General features: G+C 58.2%; 18 protein-coding genes and 3 pseudogenes. 12 read left to right on the forward strand and 9 right to left on the reverse strand.

The features are described from left to right. Positions 1 to 40: 40 nt before the first annotated feature. Positions 41 to 442 carry a hypothetical protein gene (locus ACQY8Q_RS01450; RefSeq protein WP_428423917.1) on the forward strand — a complete coding sequence of 134 codons (402 nt, stop codon included), beginning with the start codon at positions 41 to 43 and terminating at the stop codon, positions 440 to 442. Positions 443 to 904: 462 nt separating this feature from the next. Here ACQY8Q_RS01450 and ACQY8Q_RS01455 read toward each other — a convergent pair. After that, positions 905 to 1932: pseudogene (locus ACQY8Q_RS01455) on the reverse strand (isopenicillin N synthase family dioxygenase). A gap of 313 nt (positions 1933 to 2245) precedes the next feature. On the opposite strand from ACQY8Q_RS01455, the gene ACQY8Q_RS01460 reads away from it, so the two are divergent. Both ACQY8Q_RS01460 and ACQY8Q_RS01465 read left to right on the forward strand, forming a co-directional pair. After that, entirely contained in the window at positions 2246 to 2683 is a 438-nt protein-coding gene (locus ACQY8Q_RS01460) for a PPC domain-containing DNA-binding protein (RefSeq protein WP_428423919.1), read from the forward strand. A gap of 126 nt (positions 2684 to 2809) precedes the next feature. After that, a pseudogene (locus ACQY8Q_RS01465) lies at positions 2810 to 2932 on the forward strand (amino acid ABC transporter permease); the annotation flags it as partial. 56 nt (positions 2933 to 2988) lie between these two features. On the opposite strand, the gene purU reads toward ACQY8Q_RS01465, so the two are convergent. The 5 genes from purU to ACQY8Q_RS01490 all read right to left on the reverse strand — a co-directional run bounded on the left by purU (position 2989) and on the right by ACQY8Q_RS01490 (position 7536). Then, positions 2989 to 3873 carry a formyltetrahydrofolate deformylase gene (gene purU, locus ACQY8Q_RS01470; protein WP_428423921.1) on the reverse strand — a complete coding sequence of 295 codons (885 nt, stop codon included), beginning with the start codon at positions 3871 to 3873 and terminating at the stop codon, positions 2989 to 2991. A gap of 77 nt (positions 3874 to 3950) precedes the next feature. Next, positions 3951 to 4742, reverse strand: a complete 792-nt coding sequence (locus tag ACQY8Q_RS01475) for a 3-methyl-2-oxobutanoate hydroxymethyltransferase (protein ID WP_428423923.1) — start codon at positions 4740 to 4742, stop codon at positions 3951 to 3953. A 120-nt stretch (positions 4743 to 4862) separates the two neighbouring features. Then, positions 4863 to 6089 carry an NAD(P)/FAD-dependent oxidoreductase gene (locus tag ACQY8Q_RS01480; RefSeq protein WP_428423925.1) on the reverse strand — a complete coding sequence of 409 codons (1227 nt, stop codon included), beginning with the start codon at positions 6087 to 6089 and terminating at the stop codon, positions 4863 to 4865. Between the two features lie 11 nt (positions 6090 to 6100). Further along, positions 6101 to 6415, reverse strand: coding sequence for a MocE family 2Fe-2S type ferredoxin (locus tag ACQY8Q_RS01485; protein WP_428423927.1), 315 nt, complete (start codon positions 6413 to 6415; stop codon positions 6101 to 6103). Between the two features lie 35 nt (positions 6416 to 6450). Beyond that, positions 6451 to 7536 carry a fatty acid desaturase family protein gene (locus ACQY8Q_RS01490; protein WP_428423929.1) on the reverse strand — a complete coding sequence of 362 codons (1086 nt, stop codon included), beginning with the start codon at positions 7534 to 7536 and terminating at the stop codon, positions 6451 to 6453. 161 nt (positions 7537 to 7697) lie between these two features. Here ACQY8Q_RS01490 and ACQY8Q_RS01495 point away from each other — a divergent pair, with 161 nt between their 5' ends. The 9 genes and pseudogenes from ACQY8Q_RS01495 (at position 7698) to ACQY8Q_RS01535 (ending at position 17794) form a co-directional block, all read left to right on the forward strand. Next, positions 7698 to 8729 (forward strand): LacI family DNA-binding transcriptional regulator, encoded by a 1032-nt coding sequence (locus tag ACQY8Q_RS01495; RefSeq protein WP_428423931.1) that lies wholly within the window; start codon positions 7698 to 7700, stop codon positions 8727 to 8729. Positions 8730 to 8926: 197 nt separating this feature from the next. After that, positions 8927 to 9739: a TIM barrel protein gene (locus ACQY8Q_RS01500; RefSeq protein ID WP_428423933.1), complete on the forward strand. Its 813-nt coding sequence runs from the start codon at positions 8927 to 8929 to the stop codon at positions 9737 to 9739. Positions 9740 to 9975: 236 nt separating this feature from the next. After that, a complete protein-coding gene (locus ACQY8Q_RS01505) occupies positions 9976 to 10905 on the forward strand; it encodes a sugar ABC transporter substrate-binding protein (protein WP_428423935.1) in 930 nt (309 codons plus the stop codon). 151 nt (positions 10906 to 11056) lie between these two features. After that, entirely contained in the window at positions 11057 to 12595 is a 1539-nt protein-coding gene (locus ACQY8Q_RS01510) for a sugar ABC transporter ATP-binding protein (RefSeq protein ID WP_428423937.1), read from the forward strand. Positions 12596 to 12634: 39 nt separating this feature from the next. After that, entirely contained in the window at positions 12635 to 13660 is a 1026-nt protein-coding gene (locus ACQY8Q_RS01515; RefSeq protein ID WP_428423939.1) for an ABC transporter permease, read from the forward strand. A gap of 33 nt (positions 13661 to 13693) precedes the next feature. Beyond that, entirely contained in the window at positions 13694 to 14827 is a 1134-nt protein-coding gene (locus ACQY8Q_RS01520) for a Gfo/Idh/MocA family protein (RefSeq protein ID WP_428423941.1), read from the forward strand. Positions 14828 to 14869: 42 nt separating this feature from the next. Further along, positions 14870 to 15598: an IS6 family transposase gene (locus ACQY8Q_RS01525; protein ID WP_428423943.1), complete on the forward strand. Its 729-nt coding sequence runs from the start codon at positions 14870 to 14872 to the stop codon at positions 15596 to 15598. A gap of 139 nt (positions 15599 to 15737) precedes the next feature. Then, a pseudogene (locus tag ACQY8Q_RS01530) lies at positions 15738 to 16511 on the forward strand (IS6 family transposase). A 101-nt stretch (positions 16512 to 16612) separates the two neighbouring features. Then, on the forward strand, positions 16613 to 17794 hold the full coding sequence (locus ACQY8Q_RS01535; RefSeq protein WP_428423945.1) for an MFS transporter: 1182 nt from the start codon (positions 16613 to 16615) through the stop codon (positions 17792 to 17794). 234 nt (positions 17795 to 18028) lie between these two features. Here the strand turns inward: ACQY8Q_RS01535 and ACQY8Q_RS01540 are convergent, their stop codons facing one another. From ACQY8Q_RS01540 to ACQY8Q_RS01550, 3 genes are all read right to left on the reverse strand, one after another. Then, entirely contained in the window at positions 18029 to 19969 is a 1941-nt protein-coding gene (locus ACQY8Q_RS01540; RefSeq protein WP_428423947.1) for a PAS domain S-box protein, read from the reverse strand. Between the two features lie 368 nt (positions 19970 to 20337). Further along, entirely contained in the window at positions 20338 to 21642 is a 1305-nt protein-coding gene (locus tag ACQY8Q_RS01545; protein ID WP_428423949.1) for an ATP-binding protein, read from the reverse strand. Between the two features lie 43 nt (positions 21643 to 21685). Continuing rightward, positions 21686 to 22232 (reverse strand): winged helix-turn-helix domain-containing protein (locus tag ACQY8Q_RS01550; protein WP_428423951.1); only part of this gene is annotated, 547 nt, incomplete at its 5' end.

Here is a 22232-nt window from a genome sequence, read left to right on the forward strand (position 1 = left end):
ACGCACATGACAGATATTGCTCCTACTCAAGGAAGCGATCATGATTAGAATGATACAAGACCCGGCTGAACTTTCCGGCGAAGATATTACGGGGAAGTATATTCTGCGCAGGCTGAACTATCATTGGTTCGCTTACGGCAAAGCCGCGATCGTGACCGCTTGCAAGGGCACAATCCTGCACCTCGAGCGCGAGGAAACTGTATATTCCAAACGCTGGGGGCGCCGCGCCTATAGCGGCAACGGCAAGCGATATCCCGGTGGTCTCTGCCCTATCTCGGCAGTTGCCTGCGTCTGCGATACGCCGGATGAAGTGAATGCCGTGATCCAGCTGGATGTTGAGGCGCAGGACGAATTCTACCAGTTGATCGCCAAGGCGGATGCCCGCGTTCACGCATTGGCATCATCGTCACAGAGCAAATTGTTTCTGGCTGCTGCCGAGTAAGAGCCGTTTAAGGCGGCATCCAGCCGTCGGCTTTTAATCTGACACTCTTCGGTCCAAGCCGGAGCGGTATTTTAAACTCCGCTTCAGAGCGTTGGTCCCATCGAGTTCTATGATGCCAGCCCATTTCGCCAGCCATTGACGGGTCGAGCCCCAGTCCAGTTGCCAAAGTGGTGGCAAGGCCGGATTGCGATCGCGCCGCTTTCGCCAAGCCGGTCGTAACGGGCAACTCGACCCACCTGCAGCGCACGGAACCGGGCCCTTCAGGCAAACACCTTATGCGGGCGCCCACAATGTCGCCCTCAGGGCAGCGACGGTTTTGTGGCGCACCCTCCTTCAGAGCGGCGAAGCTTGTGGGGGTGCCGATATCCATCACGCTGCTGCATTGCCATTCCCAGAGGATCGGGGGTGAACAGAAGCAATGCAGCCACACATCCCCTGCCCGCCCACCTTTAAACCACCCGCCTAGCCTTCGCGCTGTTCGGGGGTGAGCAGATCCGCATGATGGGCGCGGGCGACGTCGGGGTGTGAGCGGAGCCGGCTTTTCAGGTGGTTCTGGCCGACTTCGCGGAAGATCGGGTTGAGGGGATCGACTGTGATGCCGCGCTCGGATCCGCGCAATTCTTGCGGCAAATCGATGACCGGGATCGAGGCGTCGTAACGGGCGCCCAGAAAGAAGGCGACCGAGAAACGCTCGACGCCCGCCGGCGGGGCGACTACGTCGTGCACATCAGCGCGCACGAAGCCGTTTGTCGCCAGTTCGAGCAATTCGCCAGTGTTGATAATGAAGGTGCCGGGAACCGGCGGCGCCTCGATCCACACACCATCCTCGGTGCGAACCCGCAGGCCCGGGGTCACATCCTGAAGCAGCACGGTGACGAAGCCGCCGTCCTTGTGCGCACCCACGCCCTGATCGGTCTCGGCCACGTCGCGACCGGGATAGCGGATGATCTTCAACAGCTGCGACGGCTGTGGCTCGTAGATCGGTGCGAACACGTCCGCCGGCTGGCCAAGCGCAATTGCTATCGCCTTCAGAACATCAATGCCGATGCGCGTTACCTCCGTTTGATAGGCAAGCAGCAATGGCTTCAATTCCGGCAGTGCCGAGGGCCACTGGTTTGGGCCGAAAAGGCGATGCCAGGCCGGCGTTTCCGGGCCGATGACAACGGCCTTACCCTCGGTATTGACGTCGAGCTGCTCGCGCCAATCCTGTTCACCGCGTGTCCGCTCAAGCCCCGCCCGGTTGTAGCCGCGGAAATGCGGCGACTTCACCATTTCGATCTCGATCTTCTGCTCCAGCGGCAAGGCAAAGAAGCGCTTGGCGACAGCGACGACATCGGCGATCAGCTTGGGATCGACGCCATGCCCGGTCAAATAGAAAAATCCATGGTCGTGCAGTGTCTGGCGCAGGTCTCCGACGAAGGCGTCCCATGGAAACGCGAAAAATCGAGGGTTGGAAGCTGCGTCTGGGCGGGGTGAAGAGGAAGAGTCATCGGGCTGTCTCATGGGTTCGAGGAACGGAATTCAGGGCCATGCGAAGTGCCTTTGTGGCTGCACAAGGCGGGAAAATTGCCGGCGCGGCGGTCTCAGCGCCGTTTGGCTTTGCCGATAAGGACGTCGCCAGCCGGCATGTCCGAGAATTTAAGGCACTATCAAATCCACACTCCCAACTCGGCCAAGTCCCGACATCAGATGGGTTTTCCGCATCGTCTCGCACAAATAGTATATTATTTCTATAATTTTTATATGGAATATTCAATCCTGCTCCGAGGCACTCATTCGTGTCTTCAGAACCAAGGACAGACCATGAGTGACTATGAAAATGCAACAGCCAGCCAAGCGCGTTTCTATGCCCTGCGCCTCAAACCCGGTCAGGACGTTGTCGAAGAGCTTCGGAAATTTGTCGATGCAAACAAGCTGAAGGCTGTCTCGATCGTCTCGGTCGTCGGCAGCCTCACCAGGGCTCTGCTGCGTTTCGCCAATACCGGCGTATGGTCTGAGGTCACAGGACATTTCGAGATCGTCTCGCTCGTCGGAACGATCGACGTAAAGGGCGAACATCTGCACATCTCCTTGTCCGACCGGACGAGTAAAACAATCGGCGCGCATTTTGGGGTCGGATCTGCGGTCTACACCACCGCAGAAATCACCTTGGCAGAATTTCCAGACCTGGATTTCCGGCGCGAGCTTTGCCCGCAATCCGGCTGGGAAGAACTGATCGTCGACAAGCGGCAGATCCGCTGATCCGACGACAAACCAGACTACACTATCCGGCTTTTCTCGATTGCCGGACAAGCTCTCATCGGGGGATGAAACCATGACAACTGCTGTAAAGAAATCCTACTTCGACACCAAAATTCTGGCGTTGTATGGCTCGGCTTTTACACCGAATCCTATATCTTCGTCGCCTTGATCTACTTCGCCATCGGCTTTGGCGGATCCCGTTACAGCCTCTGGCTTGAACGGCGGCTTGCTGCGTCGCGGCTTCATTGAATATCGCAATTCAAAGCTTGGAAATGCCCGCGTCCTTCATCGGTACCTGTCCAGCATCAGCCCATGCGCTCCGACGCATAGGATCCCGGGCTTGCCGGAAACACCACGGTGCGGTTACCGTTGATGAAGGTGCGGTGGTGAATATGGGCGTGCACGGCGCGGGCCAGAACCTGGCTTTCCACATCACGGCCGATCGAGACGTAATCCTCGGCCGACTGTGCATGGGTGATGCGGGCAATATCCTGCTCGATGATCGGACCTTCATCGAGATCGGCCGTGACGTAATGCGCCGTCGCGCCGATCAGCTTGACGCCGCGCTCATAGGCTTGCTTGTAGGGGTTCGCACCCTTGAACGACGGCAGGAACGAATGGTGGATGTTGATGATCTTGCCAGACATCTTGCTGCACATCTGGTCTGACAGGATCTGCATGTAGCGGGCGAGTACGATCAGCTCGGTGCCGGTCTGCTCGACCACGTCCATGATCCGGGCTTCCGCCTGCGGCTTGTTGGCCTTGGTCACCGGAATATGATGGAACGGAATGTCGTGATTGACCACGACCTTCTGGTATTCGAAATGGTTGGAGACCACACCGACGATCTCGATCGGCAAGGCACCGATCTTCCAGCGGTAGAGCAGGTCGTTCAAGCAATGACCGAAGCGCGACACCATCAGCAGCACCTTCATCCGGTGCTCTGAATCAAGGATATCGGCGACCATGCCGAACCGGTTCTTCACCGGTTCGAAACCGGTCGTCAGTTTGTCGAGCGTCGCGCCCTCCTGGCTGATGAAGGTCAGGCGCATGAAGAACAGGCCGGTTTCCATGTCGTCAAACTGCGAGCTGTCGGTGATGTAACAACCCTCGTCGGCCAGATAGCCGGTGATCGCCGCGACGATGCCACGGGTGGATTTGCACGATACGGTCAGAACGTAGCTCTTCATCGGTGGTTTGGCTTTCTTGGCGCACCTCTTAGCGAGGTCCGCGTGTTGGAACTTGCAATTTCGTCATCGCCCGGAATTCAGGCCATCGATTTCAGGAATTCTTCCAGTTCGGTGGGATCGATGCCGACCAGATGGGCCTTTGCAGGATAGGCGCCAGATTTCACGTCTGTGACGAACTCGGAAAAGGCTGCGGTCCGCTCCTGTTGCAGGCGATCGTATTCGGCGGCAAAATTTCGATAGGTTTTTGCATGGCGGGGAACGTGGCCCTTGTTGGCGCCCAGCACATCGTCGGCAAAGAGATATTGTGCATCACACCCTGTACCGGCGCCCATGGAAAGCATCAGCATCGAAGTCCGCTCACTGATCGCCGCCGCGACCTCCCCCGGCACGACCTCGATCTCGGCGCAAAAGGCGCCGGCTTCCTCGAGCGCCGTTGTCTGGCGCCAGATTTCCAATGCGCTCGCCGATGTTTTCCCGACAGCGCGGAACCCGCCGGTCCAGGTCGCCTTGGAAGGGATCAGGCCAACATGGCCGCAGACGGGAATGCCCTCGTCGCGCATACGCCGGACGGTTTGCAGGCTTGCGGCGCAATAGACGGCATCGCCGCCGGCGCGCAGCGCCTTGAACGCTGCCCTGATGTAATCGTCTGCGGTGATCAGGTCACCATATTCAAGGCCCGGGAAAGCAAACACCGAAGGTGCTGCTTCGCGAAATACGGGCCCGAGCAGTTCAGGAGGCACGGAGACGAGATCGACACCTGCTCTCTCCGCAGCTTCGGCCTCATCCAGCGTTTCAACGCGCAGCATGCTCAGCTGGCGCTTGCCCTTCATCGACAACAGGTCGGCCACGGTCGGACGGCGGTTCTTCATCGATCTCTCTCCATTGGTGCAGCCGGCGTGCCATTGTCGCCGCGATGTGTGCTTTGCTGTTATTTGAGGGAAACGCCCGTGCGTGGCAGCAGCGTTTCAAGACTATTTTGGCCAGCCTTTTCAGGCAGCCAGCAAGGACTTGAGTTTTGTTCCGGGGGTTGAAAGCGCCACCGGATCCGGACGAACCCCAGCCGCGATCATCATCTCGGCAAGACGAATATCGCGGGCGACAGCATTGCCGGTCCCTATGCCGCTTGCGGCAAGCAGTCGGCCATCGGCGGCCAGATGAAACAGAATGAAGGCGCCGTCTGCCATATCCCGGCGCACCGTCTGCGTAGCGCCATCGGCCATCCCGGCGATCTGTAGAGTGAGATCGTATTGATCGGACCAGAACCACGGCACCGCCGATATCGCCTCTTCGCCGCCCATCAGGTTGACTGCGGCAAGATTGCCCTGGTCGTGCGCGTTGCGCCACGCTTCCAGTCGCAGACGCCGGCCGTCATAATAGGCCAAGGGAAAGGAGCAGCAGTCTCCCGCCGCATAGATATCCGGGGCGGATGTCCTCAAGTGCTGGTCAACCGCAATACCATTGTCGATCGCAAGTCCGGCATCGCGGGCAAGCTCGACATTCGGAACGGCACCAATGCCAACCACAATCATGTCAGCGGTGATTATTCGCCCATCCTCCAGAAGAATGCTGGCATTATCGCGTCCCTCCGTCAGACCTTCAATCCTGGTGCCGCAGAGGATTTCAACGCCTTCCGCCCGATGGCGTTCGGCAATGATTGCCGCCACGGGCTCCGGTACGCCGCGCGTCAAAATACGGGCAAGTCCCTCGACCAGCGTTACCTGCGCACCAAGCTTGCGCGCGGTTGCGGCGAGCTCCAGGCCGATGAACCCACCCCCAATGACAGCAAGGTGCTTGCCGGGCTGCAGCGCCGCACGAATACTGACAGCGTCGTGATGGGTTCGCAATGTCTTGATCCGGTCGCTCGCCCCGGCGAGGCCGGGAAAGGGCCGCGGCCGCGCACCAGTCGCAAGCAACAGCCGGTCGTAGGTCAGCTTGTCGCCATTGGAAAGCCCGACTGATTTTCCGGCCGTGTCTATGCTTTCGACGCTGACGCCGGTCAGCACCTGAATGCCCGCCTCCGTATAGTGGGCGGCCTCCGACACAAATTTTGGCTCGTGGCCATGCAATAACGCATCTTTCGACAGAGGCGGCCGTTCATACGGCAGGTGCTCTTCCGCGCCCACCAGCGTGATCTGTCCGTCGAAACTCTTTTCGCGGAGGGCGAAAGCGGCGCGCGCGCCACATTCTCCCGCACCGATGATGACGATGTGCGACATGGAAAGCTCTCTCACGAAAGGGAAATGAAGACGGTGCCTGCCTCGACCTTGACCGGATAGATCTTCAGGTTGACGCAAACGGGAGCACCCTTTGCTTCGCCGGTCTTGTAGTTGAAACGGCCGTTGTGCTTGGGACATTCGATGATGTCGTCCATCACCAATCCGTCGGCCAGATGGATCTTTTCATGCGTGCAAAGACCATCAGTGGCAAAGAACTTGTCGTCAGGGCTGCGATAGACCGCAAATGTTTTGCCCTCGTGATCGAAACGCATGACGTCCTCTTCGTCGATCTCGTCCGTCGCGCAGACTTCCACCCAATTGCTCATCGTCTCCTCCATTTCGATTTTATATCCGCACCGCTCTATTCGGCGGCGATCTGGTCTGCATGAAACTCTTCGCGGTAAGGCTTGGCTGTTGCCGGCAGTTCGCGCTTGAGAAAATAATCCTCGTTCTTGAGCTGGCGAAGAAAGGCCGGGATCATCTCGCGATACCCTTCGAGCATCGATGTGTTCGGCGCCGGCAGGTCGTGCTTGATCATCTCATGCAGCTGCGGCAGCGCGTGGTACGGGATCATCGGGAACATGTGATGTTCGACGTGGTAATTCATGTTCCAGTACACAAACCGGCTAAAGGGGTTCATGTAGACGCTTCGGCTATTCAGCCGGTGATCGGTGACATTATCCGCCAGCCCGCCATGCTGCAGAAGGCCAGTCAAGACGTGATGCCAGGCGCCGTACAGGCGCGGCAGGCCGATCAGCATCAAGGGAAGGATCGATCCCATGTAGATGGCGAGTGCGATGGTCGCGGCGTAGATCGCCAACCAGATCCGCGCGACAGTCACCACACGCGGTTGCTCTTGCTCGGGAATAAATGTCTTTTCTGCATCGCTGATCACGCCGAATGCATTGCGGACCATGTCCATCATGCCGTAGCCGGCATCGAGAATACCGAAGAAATTGAGCACAAGGCGAAACAGATCCGGCGGGCGCATGACGGCGATTTCGGGATCGCGCCCGACGATGACGGTATCCGTGTGGTGCCGCGTATGGCTCCAGCGCCAGGTGACGGGATTGCGCATGATCATGAAGCAGGCGATCTGGTAGACGGCGTCGTTCATCCAGCGCGTTTTGAATGCTGTGCCATGACCGCATTCATGCCAGCGCGAATCCGATGCCGAGCCGTACATCACGCCATAGATCAGGAAAAACGGCACGCACCACCAGTAGCCCCAGAAATAGATGCCAAGCGCACCGGTGACCACCATGCTGCCGAGCCAGAGCGCCGTATCGCGGATGGCAGGACCATCCTCGCGCTTCATCAATTCCTTCATCTGCTTGCGGGGAATGTCGGTATGATACCATTCAGCCGCAGCTAGGCCGCTTTCGACGGCAGCCCGGCTATCGCGCCCAAGCAGACTGTAATCGCGTTTTGTGACAACCCTGTCCATCTGATCCTCCCTGGCCTCATTCCGGCACAGGATGCCGTTGTGCTTTTCTCTGATCAGCAGGATAGGTTGACTTTGCCCGGGGCTCAATGCAGCCTTGATATATTCTATCAAAAGACATCAATCATGCGATGATAGAATGAAAGAATACATCAGGAGTGGACATGACCGGACGACCGACCATTACCGATCTCGCCAAGGCAGCCAACGTTAGCGTGGCGACGGTGGACCGTGTCCTGAACGGTCGCCACCGTGTGCGCGAAGAGACCGCGCGCAGGGTTTACGAGGCGGCAAAATCGATCGGCTACCATGCCGTTGGCCTGCTGCGTCAGCGGGTGTTTGAGGACCTGCCGCAATACCGGCTGGGCTTCATCTTGCAGAAGCCGAACCAGTTCTTTTATCAAACCTTGGCGAAGGAGATTGAAAACGCAGCCCTCTCCGCCCCAGGTATCCGCGTGACGCCGCAGATTGATTTCGCCGCAAGTTCGACACCGGCGGCCATCACGGAAAAGCTGAAAAGCATGGCGGCGCGCAATCAGGCAATCGCGCTTGTAGGGCCGGATTATCCCGCCGTGACGACGGCCGTCGAGGAACTGAAGGAACGCGGCATTCCCGTCTTCTCGCTTCTGTCTGATTTCGCCACGGGTGTACGCGAAGGGTATGTCGGGCTCAACAACCGGAAAGCGGGGCGCACTGCAGCTTGGATGATCTCCAAGGCTGCGCGAAAGCCGGGAAAGGTGGCCGTTTTCGTCGGCAGCCATCGGTTCCACGGGCACGAACTGCGGGAAATCGGGTTTCGGTCCTATTTTCGCGAAAACGTGCCTGAGTTCGAAGTTCTGGATACGCTGGTCAATCTGGAAACAGCCGAGATTACCCACGAGGCGACGCTGAACCTGCTGCAGCGCCATCCCGACCTCGTTGGATTCTACGTCTGTGGCGGGGGCATGGAGGGCGCGATTTCAGCCGTCGCCGAAGAAAACCTGGCGGGAAAGCTTCTTGTCGTCGTCAATGAACTGACCCCTGAATCGCGTGCGGCCCTCGCCGACGATATCGTGACCATGGCGATATCGACACCCGTCGCCGATCTCGCGCGCGAGCTCGTCGCCCTGATGGTTGGCGCAATCGACCGGGGCGTTGCCGGCGTTCCGGGTCAGACATTCCTTCCATTTGATATATTCACGCCTGAAAACATCTAGCGTGCGCACCGGAATGATAAAATTACATCATCCCGATGATGAATTCTCTCAAGGATGCAAGAGAAGCGTGCACCTTCCACTTTGACTAGACCCTCGTAAGCTGATGATCCTCTCCTCCCGAAAGACCACGTGTCCGATGCATGAATTCCGCGTGCTGGGCATCTTTCCTTTCGAATTCATTTGCAGGAGGAACATCCGTGACGACCCTTTCATTTGCCCTCAACCACATGACCGCGCCGGCATTACCACTGGACGAATTCTTTGCGCTCGCCACATCGCTCGGCATTTCCGCCGTCGAAATCCGCAACGACCTTGCCGGTAACGCCATTATCGACGGAACGCCTGCTGCGGCAGTCAAGGCGCTGGCCGAGAAGCACGGACAGACGATCATCTCGATCAATGCACTGCAACGGTTCAACGAATGGACCAACGAGCGTGCGAGCGAAGCACAGGACCTGATCACCTATGCACTGGAGTGTGGCGCCCACGCACTGGTTCTCGTTCCGGTCAACGACGGCAGCGGCCAAAAGGATGGCGAGCGGCAGGCCAATCTGCAGCAAGCGCTGACTGCGTTAAAGCCGATGCTCGAGAAGGCCGGGATCACAGGCCTCGTCGAACCGCTCGGTTTCGAAATGTGCTCCTTGCGTTCCAAAACCGAAGCCGTCGAAGGCATTCGGGCAATCGGCGGCGAAGGAACGTTCAAGGTCGTGCACGACACGTTCCATCACCATCTCGCAGGAGAAGAAAAAATCCATCCTGAAATGACGGGCCTGGTCCACATATCCGGCGTTGCAGATCCGGGTGTTGCGGTAGACGACATGCGCGATCCGCACCGCATCCTCGTCGACGCTACCGACCGGCTGGACAATGCCGGCCAGGTTCGGAAACTCCAGGACAGCGGCTATAGCGGGCTTTTCTCCTTCGAACCCTTCTCGCCGGAAGTGCATCAGTCAGCCGACATCAAGGCCGCCGTCGGCAAGAGCATGAGCTACCTCTCGGCCACGGTATGATCTCAAGGGCGTTCCATCGGATGCTTTTGCGCGATTATCAGCTGGAACGCCCTTGACGATGTTTTCATAAAATGGAATACATATTCCGTATTAACAGTATATCGGTTTTTTTATTCTGTTTTGATGCAAGACCCGCCTGGGAGAGGCGGGTTACGGGAATTGGGCGCCGCCGGGAACGGGGTGCCTCCGGCTTGTGGAGGGTGGTCGCCGGTCACCGTTTTGTGGAGGAACTACACATGAAGAAAATGATCATGAGTGCAGCCCTGGCTGTGATGATGTCGACAGCGGCGCATGCCGAAACCGTCGGCGTTTCAATGGCGCTGTTCGACGACAACTTCCTGACCGTTCTGCGCAACGGCATGCAGGATTATTCCAAGACGCTCGACGGCGTCACGCTGCAGGTTGAAGACGCGCAGAACGACGTGGCCAAGCAGCAGAGCCAGATCCAGAACTTCATTGCTGCCGGCGTCGATGCCATCGTCGTCAACCCCGTCGATACCGATGCGACTGCCGCTATGTCGAAGATTGCCGCCGATGCCGGCATTCCGCTGGTTTACGTCAACCGCGAACCGATCAACATCGACACGCTCCCGGAAAAGCAGGCTTTCGTTGCATCCAACGAAATTGAGTCCGGCACACTCGAAACCCAGGAAGTTTGCAGGCTGCTCGGCGGCAAGGGCAAGGCCGTCGTCATGATGGGTGAGCTTTCCAACCAGGCGGCGCGCATGCGCACCAAGGACATCCACGACGTTTTGGCAACGGACGCCTGCAAGGGCATCACCATCGTTGAAGAGCAGACAGCAAACTGGTCACGTACCCAGGGCGCCGACCTGATGACCAACTGGCTTTCGGCCGGCCTGGAGTTTGACGCCGTTATCGCCAACAACGACGAAATGGCGATCGGCGCCATTCAGGCGCTCAAAGCCGCTGGCCGTCCTATGGACAAGGTCGTGATCGGCGGCGTCGACGCGACGCAGGACGCGCTCGCTGCCATGGCAGCGGGTGATCTCGACGTGACCGTGTTCCAGAACGCTGCTGGTCAAGGCAAGGGTGCGCTTGACGCTGCCCTGAAGTTTGCCCGCGGCGAAACAGTCGAAAAGAAGGTCTATATTCCTTTCGAACTGGTCACTCCGGACAACCTCAAGGACTATCAGGCGAAGAACTGAGCCTGAACACCGGGGCGTGCTCAGCCGCGCCCCGGATTGCCCCGTTTCGTTGATGACTGGCGCATTGCGCCCGCAACGAAGACTATGAGGAAACCTTGCTGCCTTACGGCGCAGGTCCCAGCCAGACAGGCGACAGGGAGGCATCACCACAATGGTTAGTCCGACAACGATGGCAGCCGTACGTGCCAGTGGCGCCGTACCCAAGGCCGAATATCTTCTCGCCGTCGAAGGCGTTCGCAAGGAATTCCCGGGCGTCGTCGCGCTCGATGATGTGTCATTCCGCCTGAAGCGCGGAACCGTCCATGCGCTGATGGGCGAAAACGGCGCCGGTAAATCGACGCTGATGAAGATCCTTGCCGGCATCTACACGCCCGACAAAGGCGAAGTGAAATTCAAGGGTGTCGATATTCAACTGAAATCGCCGCTGGATGCGCTCGAAAACGGCATTGCGATGATCCATCAGGAGCTCAACCTGATGCCGTTCATGACCGTCGCTGAAAATATCTGGATCCGTCGCGAGCCCCTCACCCGGTTCGGGTTCGTCGATCATGGTGAAATGAACCGGAAAACCGCTGACCTCTTCAAGCGACTGAACATTGCACTCGATCCTGAGGCCGAAGTGCGGGACCTGTCGATCGCCAATCGCCAGATGGTCGAGATCGCCAAGGCGGTATCCTACGAATCCGATGTGCTGATCATGGACGAGCCGACATCGGCACTGACCGAGCGCGAAGTCGCTCATCTCTTCACCATCATCCGCGACCTGCGCAGCCAGGGTATCGGTATCGTCTACATCACCCACAAGATGAACGAGTTGTTCGAGATCGCCGATGAGTTCTCGGTGTTCCGCGACGGCAAATATATCGGCACGCATGCGTCCACGGACGTAACCCGTGATGACATCATCAAGATGATGGTTGGCCGCGAGATTACCCAGATGTTCCCCAAGGAAGAGGTGCCGATCGGCGATGTCGTGTTGTCAGTGAAAGACCTCTGTCTGAAAGACGTCTTCCACGATGTATCCTTCGAGGTGCGCGCCGGTGAAATCCTCGGCGTTGCCGGCTTGGTCGGCTCCGGCCGCTCGAATGTGGCGGAAACGCTGTTCGGCGTAACGCCGGCAAGTTCCGGCTCGATCGAGATCAACGGCAAGACCGTAAAGATCGGCTCGCCGACGGAAGCGATCCGCAACCGCATGGCCTTCCTCACAGAAGACCGCAAGGATACCGGCTGCCTGCTGATTCTAGACGTGCTTGAAAACATGCAGATCGCGGTGCTGCAGGACAAGTTCGTCAAGATGGGTTTCGTCGATCAGAAGGCCGTCTCGGCGCAATGCGAGGAGATGGCCCGCAAGCTGCGGGTCAAAACCCCGAACCTGCAGGAGCGCATCGAGAATCTCTCGGGCGGCAACCAGCAGAAGGCGCTGATTGGCCGCTGGCTTTTGACCAATCCGCGCATTCTCATCCTCGACGAGCCGACGCGCGGCATCGACGTCGGCGCCAAGGCGGAAATCCACCGGCTGGTAACCGAACTCGCCCGCGACGGTGTTGCCGTCATCATGATCTCGTCGGAAATGCCCGAGGTTCTCGGAATGAGCGACCGCGTCATGGTGATGCATGAAGGCCGGGTCACGGGCTTCCTCGACCGGGCGGAAGCAACCCAGGTCAAGGTCATGGAACTTGCAGCGCAGTGATGGCGCGCTTTTAGAAATACCATCAGGGAGGACACAACAATGAGCACCAAGATCGAGGCCTCGGCCGCAGCGGCATCGTCGTCGGCCAGCAAGCGGCGCATCCCGCCGGAATTCAACATCTTCCTGGTGCTGATCGGCATCGCCCTAGTCTATGAAGTGCTTGGCTGGATCTTTATCGGCCAGAGCTTCCTGATGAACACCCAACGCCTGACGATCATGATCCTGCAGGTTGCCGTTATCGGCATTATTGCGGTCGGCGTCACGCAGGTGATCATCACCGGCGGCATCGATCTGTCCTCCGGCTCGGTTGTCGGCGTCACCGCGATGATTGCCGCCAGCGTGGCACAGGCTTCGACCTGGCCGCGGGCTCTCTACCCGGCGCTGACCGATCTTCCGGCCATCGTCCCTATCACCCTTGGGCTCTGTGTCGGCTTGCTCGCCGGCCTGATTAATGGCTGGCTGATCGCAAAGACGAAGATACCGCCGTTCATCGCCACTTTGGGCATGATGGTGTCGGCGCGTGGGCTGTCGAAATGGTACACCAAGGGACAGCCGGTTTCCGGCCTGACCGACCAGTTCAACTTCATCGGCACGGGCATCTGGCCGGTCATCGTCTTCCTCGTCGTCGCTCTCATCTTCCATATCGCCCTGCGCTACACCCGTTATGGCAAGTTCACCTATGCGATCGGCGCTAACGTGCAGGCTGCCCGCGTCTCCGGCATCAATGTCGAGGCACATCTGATAAAGGTCTATGCCATCGCCGGCATGCTGGCTGGCCTCGCCGGCGTGGTCACCGCTGCCCGCGCCCAGACGGCACAGGCCGGCATGGGCGTCATGTATGAGCTCGATGCGATCGCAGCCACCGTCATCGGCGGCACGTCGCTTGCCGGCGGCGTCGGGCGGATCACCGGTACGGTGATCGGCACGGTCATCCTCGGCGTCATGACCTCCGGCTTCACCTTCCTGCGGGTGGACGCCTACTATCAGGAGATCGTCAAAGGTATGATCATCGTCGCCGCTGTCGTGGTCGATGTTTACAGACAGAAAAAGCGCAAGACGGTCTGACGGACTGCAGGATAGCTGGCGAGGATAATCGATATGAAACCATTGGGCGTCGGCTTGATCGGTACGGGATATATGGGCAAGTGCCATGCACTGGCCTGGAATGCAGTCAAAACAGTCTTCGGCGACGTCGCCCGCCCAAGGCTGGTGCATCTGGCGGAAGCCAATGCGGAGCTTGCCACCGTGCGCGCCGACGCGTTCGGCTTTGAAAAGGCAACGGCCGATTGGCGCCGGCTCATCGCTGATCCGGATGTCGATGTCGTCTCTGTCACCACCCCCAACCAGTTCCATGCCGAGATGGCCATTGCAGCGCTCGAAGCCGGTAAACATGTCTGGTGCGAAAAGCCGATGTCGCCGGCACTTCCCGACGCGCAACGTATGCTGAAAGCCGTCGAGGCGTCCGGCAGGGTTGCCATCATGGGCTACAACTACATTCAGAACCCGATCCTGCGGCACATGAAGACGCTGATTGATGATGGCGCGATCGGTGCCGTCAACCACGTCCGTGCCGAGATGGACGAGGATTTCATGGCCGATCCCGAAGCGCCCTTCTACTGGAAGAGCGAACGGTCGGCAGGCTATGGTGCACTGGATGATTTTGCGGTGCACCCCTTGTCGCTGCTCTGGTATCTCTTCGGCCATGTGCATTCGGTCATTGCCGACATGGCAAAGCCCTATGCCGACCGTCCCTTGAAGGATGGTGGCCGTAGGGCGGTCGAAAACCACGATGGCGCCAACATCCTGATGCGGCTCGACAATGGTATCTCCGCCGTGCTCATGGCAAACCGCGCCGCGTGGGGCCGCAAAGGCCGCATCGCGCTGCAGATTTACGGATCCAAAGGCTCGATCCTCTACGATCAGGAACGCATGAACGAGTTCGAACTCTATCAGGCTGACGGCAACACCACCGAACAAGGCTTTCGCCGGGTCCTGACAGCCCCCGCTCATGCGCCTTACGGTCAGTTCATTCCGGCGCCCGGTCATGGCTTGGGCTTCAATGACCTGAAAATCATTGAGTGCCACGAATTGATCCGCGCCATCGCGGGGGAGCCATTTTCAGCGATCGATTTCAAGCAGGGCCTACGCATCGAGCAGACCGTCCACGCTATGGCACAGTCGTTTGATCAGAAGACCTGGATCGACGTCGATAAGGGTGCAAATCACCTCTGAAGCGGTAGCGTCGCCTTAACATTTGCGGCGGTATTTACGGGCATGAGCCCGAACCCGCTGACCGATGTTACGACGCACCGCTACAGGCGTCATCGTTTTCCCGCTGAGATCATAGCGCATGCGGTTTGGCTCTACTTCCGTTTTCCGCTGAGCCTGCGTCATGTGGAAGATCTGCTGGCCGAGCGCGGCATTGAAGTCTCGTTCCAGACTGTCGCGGAATGGGCTGCCAAATTCGGCCGAGAATATGCCCGTTCCATCCGGCGGCGGACCAGGGGAAGTTTTGCCGACAAGTGGCATCTCGACGAAATGGGCGTTGCTATCAAGGGCAGAAAATACTGGTTGTGGCGGGCCGTTGATGCCGATGGCTATGTTCTTGATGCTCTAATCCAGATCCGCCGGAACAAGCAGGCGGCCTTGAAGCTGATGCGAAAGCTCCTGAAGGGCCAATGCGCCACGCCGCGTGTCATGATCACCGATAAGCTCAGATCCTACGACGCAGCCAAAAGGGAAATCATGCCCGGTGTCGAGCATCGTTCGCATAAGGGTCTCAATAACCGGGCGGAGAATTCGCATCTGGCTGTTCGACGGCGAGAGCGAGGTATGATCCGATTCAAGTCGGCACGACAATGCCAGCGCTTCGTCTCCATCCACGGCCCGATCGCCAACCTCTTCCATCTTCACCGCAACCGGGCGAGCACTGCTGAACATCGCAAACTGCGAAACGCCGCCATGAACACGTGGCGCGAAATCACCCTGTCGACCGCGGAATAAACGAGCCACCATCGTGGCCATCCTGTGCCCCACCCAAGTTAAGGCGACGCTACCAACGCGTCCTATAGCTTCGCTGGCTCTGTTGCAAAAATCCCGTTTATGTCCGAAAGAGGGCCGAAGATTTTCGGCGAGACTATTGATGAGCGATTTCAAGTGGCGTCATTTTCAGGGTGAAGTGATTTTGTGGGCGGTGTGATGGTATTGCCGCTATGGGGTCAGCTACCGCGACCTTGAGCAAATGATGGGCGAACGGGGTGTGCCAGTCGATCATTCCACGATTTATCGTTGGGTTCAGAGATATGCTCCGGAGATTGAAAAGCGGTTGCGATGGCACTGGCGCCGGCCGCAGTCAACGAGTTGGCGCGTTGATGAAACCTATGTGAAAGTTCGCGGACAATGGACGTATCTTTACCGGGCCGTCGACAAATTTGGCAACACGATCGATTTTTATCTGTCCCCGACCCGCAATGCCAAAGCGGCCAAACGCTTTCTCGGGAAGGCCTTGAATGGCCTGAAGGACTGGGAAAAGCCAACTGTCATCAACACCGACAAGGCCCCGACTTATGGCATTGCCATTGCGCAATTGAAGGCCGAAAGCAAATGTCCCGTAGAACTCGTGCACCGACAGGTCAAATATCTGAACAACGTAGTTGAGGCCGATCACGGCAAGCTGAAGCAACTGATCAAACCGGTGAGAGGGTTCAAGACGCTGAAAACGGCCTATGCGACGATCAAAGGTTTCGAGGTCATGCGCGCTTTGCGCAAAGGACAGGCCGCGATTTTCAACCTAACGGGCGACATCCGTGGAGAAGCACGCATTGTTGAACGTGCTTTCGGCATCGGACCAAGCGCGCTGACGGAAGCGGTAGCACTGCTCGCTCAGAGCCTCGAAAACCGCGAGGCTGCCAGGTAATCGACGTACCAACCAACGGCCATTATGATCAAAATGGAAATTTGCAACAGAGCCGTTTCAGGACCAAGCTGCCGGGACTGTGAATAAGGACGGATGTAAAAATGGCTGACTCGACTTTACGGATATGGTGCTCGGTAGGTGTCCTTTGCATAGCGTCCTTCGCGATGGTGACTTCCGAGTTCGCGCCTATCGGTCTGCTGTCGCAGATATCGGCCGACTTGGGTCAGGAACCCTCGGCAATAGCGCTGACCGTGACTTTGTACGCCTGGATTGGAGCCGGCAGCGGATTGATGTCCGGCTGGCTGATCCAGCGGGTCCCTCGCAAACCGCTGTTGGTCTCTTTGATGCCGATATTGGCTGCATCAAACGGCTTGGCGGCGCTATCCTCCGAGTATTCAACTCTCCTCTGGGCTCGTGCCTTCGGGGCGTTGGGCCATGGTGTGTTCTGGGCAATAGTGGCAGCCACTGCGGCACATATCGCGCCTGTACAGCGCATGGGACTGGCCACCTCGATCGTTTTGGGAGGAATCACGATCGCAAGCGTCATGGGCGTTCCTCTCGTCAATCTTATCGGCCAATATGACGGCTGGCGTACGGCATTTGCTTGCCTTGCGCTGATGTGTATCGCCTGCTCCGTCTTGATAGCCGTTGTGCTTCCTCGCATCACCATTGGTTTGTCTTCCAAAGGTGAAGGATTTTCGGCGGTGTTCCGACGCAGTGATTTGTTGATCACATATGTCATCACCGGACTAACTGCCGCCGCACATTTTGGCGCTTACACCTTCGTCGAACCTTTCATCAGTCAAATACCGGTCGTCACTCCATACATGATAGCCGGCCTTTTGTTTGCCTTCGGTGCTTCGGGTTTTCTGGGCAACCTTCTAAGTGCGGCATTTGTAGACCGCTTTCTAAAACCCTTCATTCTTATCGCGTTAATTGCAATGGGATTTGCCTTGATGACACTTGGAATCTATGGCCCCTTACTCGGTATCGTTCCAATCTCTGGTCTGTTGGTGATCTGGGGGATCGCCATTTCTGCGCTGTTTACCGGCTTGCAAACTTGGGTTTTACGAATTTCCGGCTCACTAATGGTGCCTGCAACAGCGCTCCACACAGCGGTGCTCAACAGTGCGATCGGCCTTGGTGTGATTGTCGGCGGTGGGGCCGTCGAGGTCGTTGGGCTCAAAGGGGCAATGTTTGCGGCCGCCGTAATGGTCGTGCCTGCTATAATCCTGATGATTGCCTCAGCTATCTGCGCTCGAACAAAGCCCGTCTTCTTATAGGCATCGATAATCTCGGGATCGGCGCTCGCTCATTCCCTGCCGGCCGCTGCCATAATTCACTGGAACGAAATTGATATGGAGAGCATGTGATCATGCCCTGCCGGCGGATATCACCGGCCATCTCGATCGGAACGGGCCCCCTTTTGGTGTGGAAGGGCCGATCATCATGACAACGGCGCGGTCTTTCTGGAGCGCCGGGGACCTTATCGCCGATCAAACGCCTTGCGCAGGGGTTCACCGGCTAGTCAACAGCCCGGACACCGCAGCCAAAACCTCGTTCAGTTGCTTCTGGCTGAAGGGTTTGGATAACCGCGCCAGCCCGGCCCCCTCGCCGCCCGGCAGTTCAGCATATCCGGTGGCAAGAACCACGTGAAGCGCGGGGTGCCGTTCGAGCGCCTGCCTGACCAGTTCCGCGCCGGTCATGTGAGGCATGGCATGATCGGTAATCAGGATGTCGGGCAGCGGCCCATGTTCGAGGAGCCGGAGCGCCTCTTCTCCCGAGTTGGCCTCAATCACTGTGTGCCCGAGGTCCTCCAGCATCAGAACAGTGTTCATGAGGACGAGGCCATCGTCGTCAACTGCCATGACGGTCAGGGGCGGTATCGGGGCACGCGATGGCGTCTCTGCGGCGGGCTCAGGCTTAGCAGTGATTTCCGCTACGGGAAGCCATAGCTCGGCAGTGGTGCCTTGCCCTGGCGTCGATTGCATGATCAGGCGCCCCCCAGACTGGGCCATCACCCCCTGCACCATCGGCAACCCGAGACCGGTCCCCTTGCCGACGCCCTTCGTCGTGAAGAACGGCGTCGTTGCCTTGTCCAGAGTTTCGGCGTCCATGCCTTGACCCTCGTCCTTTACGGAAAGGCAGACGTATTCGCCGGCACGAAGGTCCGGAACTTGTTTTTCTTCCAATACATACTTGCGAGCTGAGATCGCGATCATTCCGCCGTCCGGCATGGCGTCGCGCGCGTTGACCACAAGATTGAGGATTGCGCTTTCGAGCTGGTTCGGATCCGACCAGACCGGGGGCAGAGAAAGCGGAAACGTCGTGCTGATTTCGATGGACGGACCGATGGACCGCTGGAGCAGCTCAGCCATCTCTCTAACGAGGGCCGGCGCATCCACCACCTCAAGCTTGAGGTCCTGCTTGCGGGAGAAGGCGAGCAGCCGCTGAGTCAAGGAAGCGCCCCGTTTCGCGCCGATAATCGCGTTGTCGATGAGCTCGACAACATTCTGCCCCTCGAGCGCCCGCTTCCGCGCGATTTCGAGGCTGCCCAAGATTGCCATCAGGAGATTGTTGAAGTCGTGCGCGACACCACCGGTCAGCTGCCCGACGGCTTCCATCTTCTGCGCCTGGAAGAGCTCTTGCTGGGCTTGCTCCAAAGCTTGCTGGGCCTGCCGCTTCTCCGTGATGTCGCGCGTAACCTTCGCGAAGCCGATGAGCGTGCCGTCTGCAAGGTATATGGCGTCGATGATGACGTTTGCCCAGAAACACGTACCGTCCTTGCGAAGTCTCCATCCCTCCTTCTCGAAGCGTCCCTCGTTTGCGGCGATCTCCAAAGCCTTCCGTGGCAGTTCTTTGGCCCGGTCCTCGTCGGTATAGAAGCGGGAGAAGTGCTGCCCGATGATCTCGTCCGGCCCATAGCCCTTGATGCGCTGAGCTCCCGCATTCCAGCTCGAGACGTTACCGTCCGGGTCCAGCATGTAGATCGCATAGTCGGTGACCCCTTGTATCAGCAGACTGAATTGCTCCTCGCTCTTTTTCAGGACGTCCTCGGCGACTTTCCTCTCCGAGAGATCGCGCGTGATCTTGGCGAAACCTATGAGTTGACCGTGCTGGTCGCGGATCGCGTCGATGACCACATGGGCCCAAAACCGCTCACCGTCCTTACGGACACGCCAACCTTCGGCCTCAAACCGCCCTTCCGCGCCGGCCGCCGAGAGAGCCTTGGTTGGAATACTGGCGGCAAGGTCTTCCGGCGTGTAAAAACGGGAGAAGTGTTCTCCAAGAATTTCCGATTCGGTGTAGCCCTTGAAGCGTTGGGCGCCCGCATTCCAGCTCGAAACGCGACCCTCGGTGTCGAGCATATAGATCGCATAGTCGGTAATGGCATCGACAAGCAGGCGATAGCGCCCTTCCACAGAGGTTGTTTTAAGTGGGGCGACTTGTGCGGTCATTCGGTTTCCTTCCCCGAAAGATCGAAATCTCTCATCTAGTACATGTAGACGGCCCCCGCCTTCCGGCAAGAGCGCGGTCCTGAATGTTCACACGAGACCAGGCGATGCATGGCGAGGTGATGACCTTGATGGAGACGTTGTCTGAGGGACAAATACCGGGCCGATCCGGTGGACTGATGCATGGTCGGTTTTCTTTGCGTTCGATCGCCTTGAAAGGATCTGAACATTCGTCACCTCAGCCTTCAAATCGGCCAATAATTGAGTGTCGGCCTCCGCCTTGCCCCACGTCAAAGCGGGATCCGTCACCGGATAATCGTGATTTTTAGGCAAACCGGATTGAGGTCGTATCGCTCCACGAATACTTCGTCTCATAATATCAGTGGCAGGATGGCTTCCGCCCTCAGACCTGGATTGTTGTCCACCAGGATAACCCGTCCGCCATGCAGATCGGCAATGGCGCTGACCAGGCTTAGGCCAAGGCCGTTCCCCGACGTCGTCCGGCTTTTGTCCAACCGGTAGAGCCGCCGGAAGACCTTGCCGCGTTCATGGGCGGGAATGCCTGCACCGTTGTCGCTGATCGAGGCCACGGCGTGCTCACCGTCTCGCTTCAAGGAGACCTCGATACGCGTCCCTTTGGGGCAATGCCGGATGGCATTCTCGATCAGATTGACGAACATCTGTGTCAGCAGCTCCCAGTCGCCGAGAACCAGGTACTCTCTGGCCGGATCGATTGATGTTGTCAGGGTCATAAGACTGTCCTCGGCAACATCGTCATAGATTTCCACGACCGACGTCAGCAGCGTGGTCAGGTCAACTTGCCGGAACCGGGTTTTTCTCGCACCTGCTTCGATCTGCGAAATCCTGAGCAAGGCCTCGAAGGTCGCATTGATCTGATCGACCTCATCGCGAGCGCCAACGAGCGCAATGGCATCCGGTTGCCCCCGCTCAGCAGCAACGACTGCGGTCTCGATCTGCATTTTCAGCCGATTTAGCGGGGTCTTGAGTTCGTGGGCGATATCAGAGCTGACCTGCCGCATTGTTTCCATCAGGATAGAGAGCCGATCGAGTGCTTGGTTTATCTGGCCTGACACCGTGTCGATATCGTCGCCATTGCCATGCAACGGCACCCGCGCGTCGATCTGCCCGTGCGACACGGCGGTCATCGCACTGGCGATGCCGTCGAGCCGTCGCTGCACTCTGGATGCGAGCAGAATGCCCCCGATGACGGCCAGCCCGATCACCAGCACCGTCGCCCAGATGAAGCTGACGAAAGTGATGTTTTCCAACCTGTCGGTCTGGTTGAAACTCTGGCCGACAATGAGCCGTTTGTCCCCAATCATGCCTGACATCACGCGGTAATCGGCGTCTCCTTTGAGGCCTAAATCTTGGGAGGACGTGTTTGAAATTCCCTCGGGCAGGGTCTTCCCGGAGAAATTGCCTGCGATCTCTTTGCCACTGGCATCGATGACGGAGAATATGCGCTGGTCGGTCTCGTTTAGCTGGGCGTAGGTGTTGACCGTCGAAATCAGGTCTTCAAGATCGTCCGGGGCATAAGTTGAGGAAACCAGGGCGTGGATTTCCGTGATGGAGGCATCTAGCTCCCGAAGCAATTCCTGTTTCAGAAACCGATAGGTGACAAACCCGGTGATGACAAAGGCGATGACGAACACCATGCCGAAGGTCATTGCCAGGCGGAAAGGCGTGGATCGCCAGAGCCTAGCGCGGCGCATGGATGCTGTATCCCGTATTGCGCACAGTGTGCAGCAACTGCACGTCGAATGGTTTGTCGATTTTTGAGCGCAAGCGGCTGATATGGGTTTCGACGACGCTGGTCTTCGGATCGAAATGAAAGTCCCAAACCAGTTCCAAGAGCATGGTGCGCGTCAGCACCCGCCCGTCGCCACGCATAAGCACCTCGAGAAGCGTGAACTCCCTCGGCTGAAGATCGATGACCTGGCCTGCCCGGCTGGCATGCCGCTTGACGAGGTCAAGCTCCAGATCGGCAATACGCAAAACTGTCTTTTCCTCCGTCGCGCGTGGACGGCGGGCGAGTGCATTCAATCTTGCCAACAGCTCGGAAAACGCAAAGGGCTTGACCAGGTAGTCGTCGCCGCCGGCCTCCAGTCCCTCGACGCGATCGTCAACGCCGCCGATGGCGGTCAGGAAGATCGCCGGCACTTTGACGCGCGCGGCTCTGACCGCCTTGATGACAGACAGGCCGTCCAGACCGGGAAGCATACGATCGACAACAAGAACATCATAC

The sequence above is a fragment of the Pararhizobium sp. genome (assembly GCF_965279435.1).
In the GTDB taxonomy this organism is placed as follows: domain Bacteria; phylum Pseudomonadota; class Alphaproteobacteria; order Rhizobiales; family Rhizobiaceae; genus Pararhizobium.

What these genes read in the sequence shown, in the direction of transcription:
- ACQY8Q_RS01450 (WP_428423917.1), top strand. Translation starts at nt 41, where the DNA reads ATGATTAGAATGATACAAGACCCGGCTGAACTTTCCGGCGAAGATATT.
- ACQY8Q_RS01460 (WP_428423919.1), top strand. Translation starts at nt 2,246, where the DNA reads ATGAGTGACTATGAAAATGCAACAGCCAGCCAAGCGCGTTTCTATGCC.
- purU (WP_428423921.1), bottom strand. Translation starts at nt 3,873, where the DNA reads ATGAAGAGCTACGTTCTGACCGTATCGTGCAAATCCACCCGTGGCATC.
- ACQY8Q_RS01475 (WP_428423923.1), bottom strand. Translation starts at nt 4,742, where the DNA reads ATGAAGAACCGCCGTCCGACCGTGGCCGACCTGTTGTCGATGAAGGGC.
- ACQY8Q_RS01480 (WP_428423925.1), bottom strand. Translation starts at nt 6,089, where the DNA reads ATGTCGCACATCGTCATCATCGGTGCGGGAGAATGTGGCGCGCGCGCC.
- ACQY8Q_RS01485 (WP_428423927.1), bottom strand. Translation starts at nt 6,415, where the DNA reads ATGAGCAATTGGGTGGAAGTCTGCGCGACGGACGAGATCGACGAAGAG.
- ACQY8Q_RS01490 (WP_428423929.1), bottom strand. Translation starts at nt 7,536, where the DNA reads ATGGACAGGGTTGTCACAAAACGCGATTACAGTCTGCTTGGGCGCGAT.
- ACQY8Q_RS01495 (WP_428423931.1), top strand. Translation starts at nt 7,698, where the DNA reads ATGACCGGACGACCGACCATTACCGATCTCGCCAAGGCAGCCAACGTT.
- ACQY8Q_RS01505 (WP_428423935.1), top strand. Translation starts at nt 9,976, where the DNA reads ATGAAGAAAATGATCATGAGTGCAGCCCTGGCTGTGATGATGTCGACA.
- ACQY8Q_RS01510 (WP_428423937.1), top strand. Translation starts at nt 11,057, where the DNA reads ATGGTTAGTCCGACAACGATGGCAGCCGTACGTGCCAGTGGCGCCGTA.
- ACQY8Q_RS01515 (WP_428423939.1), top strand. Translation starts at nt 12,635, where the DNA reads ATGAGCACCAAGATCGAGGCCTCGGCCGCAGCGGCATCGTCGTCGGCC.
- ACQY8Q_RS01520 (WP_428423941.1), top strand. Translation starts at nt 13,694, where the DNA reads ATGAAACCATTGGGCGTCGGCTTGATCGGTACGGGATATATGGGCAAG.
- ACQY8Q_RS01525 (WP_428423943.1), top strand. Translation starts at nt 14,870, where the DNA reads ATGAGCCCGAACCCGCTGACCGATGTTACGACGCACCGCTACAGGCGT.
- ACQY8Q_RS01535 (WP_428423945.1), top strand. Translation starts at nt 16,613, where the DNA reads ATGGCTGACTCGACTTTACGGATATGGTGCTCGGTAGGTGTCCTTTGC.
- ACQY8Q_RS01540 (WP_428423947.1), bottom strand. Translation starts at nt 19,969, where the DNA reads ATGACCGCACAAGTCGCCCCACTTAAAACAACCTCTGTGGAAGGGCGC.
- ACQY8Q_RS01545 (WP_428423949.1), bottom strand. Translation starts at nt 21,642, where the DNA reads ATGGTGTTCGTCATCGCCTTTGTCATCACCGGGTTTGTCACCTATCGG.